The organism is Sandarakinorhabdus sp., from assembly GCF_041689835.1.
In the GTDB taxonomy this organism is placed as follows: Bacteria; Pseudomonadota; Alphaproteobacteria; order Sphingomonadales; family Sphingomonadaceae; genus Sandarakinorhabdus.
This window is the reverse complement of the sequence record NZ_JBDNFM010000074.1, coordinates 1-3,024: the sequence shown is the minus strand read 5'-3', so window position 1 is coordinate 3,024 and position 3,024 is coordinate 1. Positions and strand designations below refer to the sequence as shown.

Here is a 3,024-nt window from a genome sequence, read left to right as displayed (position 1 = left end):
GCTGGCCGTGCTGTAGCCCGGCGACGCGCCAACCGCGGCGGGGCGCTAATGGCTGCAAGCCGGCAAGCGGCTGGGGCCACTGGCCGCCGAACCACGGCAGGCGCTGGCCTGGATGGCGGTGCGGCTGTCGGCCGATCTGGCGCGCGAACGATCGGAGCCATTGGCGCTGCTGTTTTCCCGGCTGGCCAGTTTCATGGCGCCCGATATGCCGATCACGTGGCTTACCGTGGGCGAAATGCTGGGCAAGGCCGGGCAAACCCAGGCGGCGCTGGCCGCGCTGGACAAGGTGCCGGCCGGGCTGGGTCTGGAAGAGGCCGTGCGTGCGCGCCGGGCTGAGCTGCTGGAGGATGCCGGCCAGGCCGCAGCCGCCGGGCAATTGCTGCAACGCGCTGCCGATGCGCCGGGGGCTTCGGCCGATGATTGGGCCGGGCTGGCCGGCTGGCACCGCCGCGCCGGGCGGTTTGGCGACGCTGCCGCCGCCTATGGCATCGCCATCGACCGCTTTGGCAAGGCGATGGGTTCTTCGGGGTGGAACCTGCAGTATCTGCGCGGCATGATGCGCGACCGCGCGGGGGATTGGCCGGGCGCCCAGGCTGATTTCCGCGCCGCACTGGTGCTGTTTCCCGATGAACCGGGGGTGTTGAATTATCTGGGTTATGGCTTGCTGGAACGCGGCGGCGCCCCGGCGCAGGCCCGCGCCATGATCGAAAAGGCGGCGCAGTTGCGGCCCGGCGATGGCGGCATCATCGATTCGCTGGGCTGGGTGCAGTTGCAAAGCGGCGATGTGGATACCGCGGTGGCGACGCTGGAACGTGCCATCAGCCTTGAGCCGCAGGACCCCACTATTATCAGCCACTTGGGCGACGCATTGTGGAGCCAGGGCCGCCGTATCGAAGCGCGTTTCCGCTGGCGGCAGGCGCTGGCGATGGACGGAGAGCCCGAGGACAAGCGTAAGCTGCAGGCCCGGCTGGATTATGGGCTGGATGCCGCGCCGGCGATGCTGGCCCAAAGATAGGATAGGCTCTTGCGCGCCGGGGTCGCCCGCGCCAAAGCCGCCGCGCGATGATCGTTGAACCCGCCCCGGCCAAGATCAATTTGGCGCTGCACCTGCGGCGGCGGCGGCCCGATGGCTATCACGACGTGGAGAGTATTTTTGCCTTTACCGATTTTGGCGACAGGCTGAGCGGGGAGGCGGCGGATGCGCTGACCTTGTCGCTTTCGGGCCCGACGGCTGCCGGCGCGGATGTGGGCGCTGACAATCTTGTGCTGCGCGCTGCGCGGGCGTTGGCGGCGGCTGCCGGCGGCAGGCGGGGCGCGCGATTGCATCTGGACAAGCATATACCCGTCGCGGCCGGTCTGGGCGGCGGCTCGGCGGATGCGGCGGCGGCGCTGCGGCTGCTGAACCGGCTCTGGGATCTGGGCTGGCCGCTGGAGCGGTTGGCGGCAGTGGCCGAGCCGCTGGGCGCCGATGTGCCGGCCTGCGTGTATAGCCGCACATTGTTCGGCACCGGCAAGGGCGAGGCGCTGTCGCCGTGGCCGCACGATCCGGCTGGAACGCCGGTGCTGCTGGTCAATCCGCGTGTGGCGGTGGCCACGGGGCCGGTGTTTGCCGGCTGGGACCAAGTGGATCACGGCCCCATCGATTCGGCGCTGCCGCTGGCTGCCTTGCGCAACGACATGACGGCGGCGGCCATTACCTTGCAACCGGTGATCGCCGATGTGTTGGCGGCGCTTGAACGGGGGGGGGAGGCGAGCCTGGTGCGGATGAGCGGTTCGGGCGCAACGTGCCTGGCGCTGTATCCGGATGTGCCAGCGCGTGACCGGGCGGCCACAGCGCTGGCTGGCTTTGGCACCGGCTGGTGGGTGAGCCCGACGCATATCATCTGATTCGCGTCACCGCTTGCGAGCCGAGATCACGTGAATGGAGTCCGACTCGGAAGCTGCCTTGAGTCGCACTTGATTGCTGTGGAATTCGCCTGAGTTCAGCGCCAGTTATACCCTGCGACATTCGTTCAAGGTGCTGAAAATGCTACGCTGCGGCGCAACAAGCTGATTACGGCTCAAAATAGCTGTTGACGGGCTTCTAAGCGTTACTTAGAAGCGGGTTAGTTGATTTGAGCAGCGCTCAGCCTTCGCTCAACCCTCCCCCCTCGGTCGGAGGCGGCGCGGCTCAAATCAATGAGATTTGGTTACGATCAAGCGGGTATTTCCGCTTCAACAGGAGATTACCCATGTCCAGCCGCATCATCGCCCTGCCGCTCGCAATCGTGGCCGCTGCTACGTTCATCGCCGCTGCCGCCAGCCCCGCTGCTGCCGCCCAGGTCAGCTGCACGGCCACGCCGGCCCAGATCCGCACCCTTGCTGTTGCCAAGGGCGGCGAAACTGCTGTGAAGGCGCTGCACCTCGTCGTCACCGGCGAAAAGTTGTGCGCTGCTGACGCTCGTTACGAAGCCGGCAAGAAGTTCGCCGCCGCTGCCAAGCTGCTCGGCACCGAACTGGCCGCGCTGCCGGCTGCCGCCGCTCAGTAAGCCTTCGGTCCCGGTACTGCCGGGCGCCCTAACCCTTCCATCCTCCCCAAGGATGCTACTTCAGGCCCGGTGGTTTTCCACCGGGCCTTTTTTCTGGTGCGCGCCCGGTCTATGCCTGCGCCATGCGCTTGCCCGAAATCCTGCCCGGCACGGCCGATATGCTGATCGTGGCCGATCACGCCTCCGCCGATGTGCCGCCCGGCATCGATCTTGGGGTGCCCGCCGCGTTGATGGGCAATCATATCGCCGTGGATATCGGCACCGATGCGCTCACCCGCCGGCTGGCGCGGGCGCTGTCGGCCCCGGCAATCATCGCCCGCGTGTCCCGCCTGGTGGTCGATCTCAACCGCGACGCCGCCGATACGGGCGCGGTGCCGGCCAGCAGCGACGGCCACATCATCCCCGGCAACTGGAACCTGCCCGAAACGGAACGCGAACTGCGTATCGCCGCACTCCACACCCCGTATCACGATGCCATCGCCGCCCACATCGCCGC

The 3,024-nt window shown here is 67.6% G+C and carries 4 protein-coding genes; all 4 read left to right on the top strand.

Going from position 1 to position 3,024, the window contains the following annotated elements; all coding sequences use genetic code 11:
- Nucleotides 1-112: 112 nt before the first annotated feature.
- Nucleotides 113-1,015 (top strand): tetratricopeptide repeat protein, encoded by a 903-nt coding sequence (locus ACESL8_RS03805; RefSeq protein WP_372916130.1) that lies wholly within the window; start codon nt 113-115, stop codon nt 1,013-1,015.
- A 47-nt stretch (nt 1,016-1,062) separates the two neighbouring features.
- Nucleotides 1,063-1,887 carry a 4-(cytidine 5'-diphospho)-2-C-methyl-D-erythritol kinase gene (locus ACESL8_RS03800; protein WP_372916128.1) on the top strand — a complete coding sequence of 275 codons (825 nt, stop codon included), beginning with the start codon at nt 1,063-1,065 and terminating at the stop codon, nt 1,885-1,887.
- A 344-nt stretch (nt 1,888-2,231) separates the two neighbouring features.
- Nucleotides 2,232-2,528 (top strand): hypothetical protein, encoded by a 297-nt coding sequence (locus tag ACESL8_RS03795; RefSeq protein ID WP_372916126.1) that lies wholly within the window; start codon nt 2,232-2,234, stop codon nt 2,526-2,528.
- Between the two features lie 122 nt (nt 2,529-2,650).
- Nucleotides 2,651-3,024: N-formylglutamate amidohydrolase (locus ACESL8_RS03790; RefSeq protein WP_372916124.1), on the top strand; the 374-nt coding region annotated here is incomplete at its 3' end.

What these genes read in the sequence shown, in the direction of transcription:
- ACESL8_RS03805 (WP_372916130.1), top strand. Translation starts at nt 113, where the DNA reads ATGGCGGTGCGGCTGTCGGCCGATCTGGCGCGCGAACGATCGGAGCCA.
- ACESL8_RS03800 (WP_372916128.1), top strand. Translation starts at nt 1,063, where the DNA reads ATGATCGTTGAACCCGCCCCGGCCAAGATCAATTTGGCGCTGCACCTG.
- ACESL8_RS03795 (WP_372916126.1), top strand. Translation starts at nt 2,232, where the DNA reads ATGTCCAGCCGCATCATCGCCCTGCCGCTCGCAATCGTGGCCGCTGCT.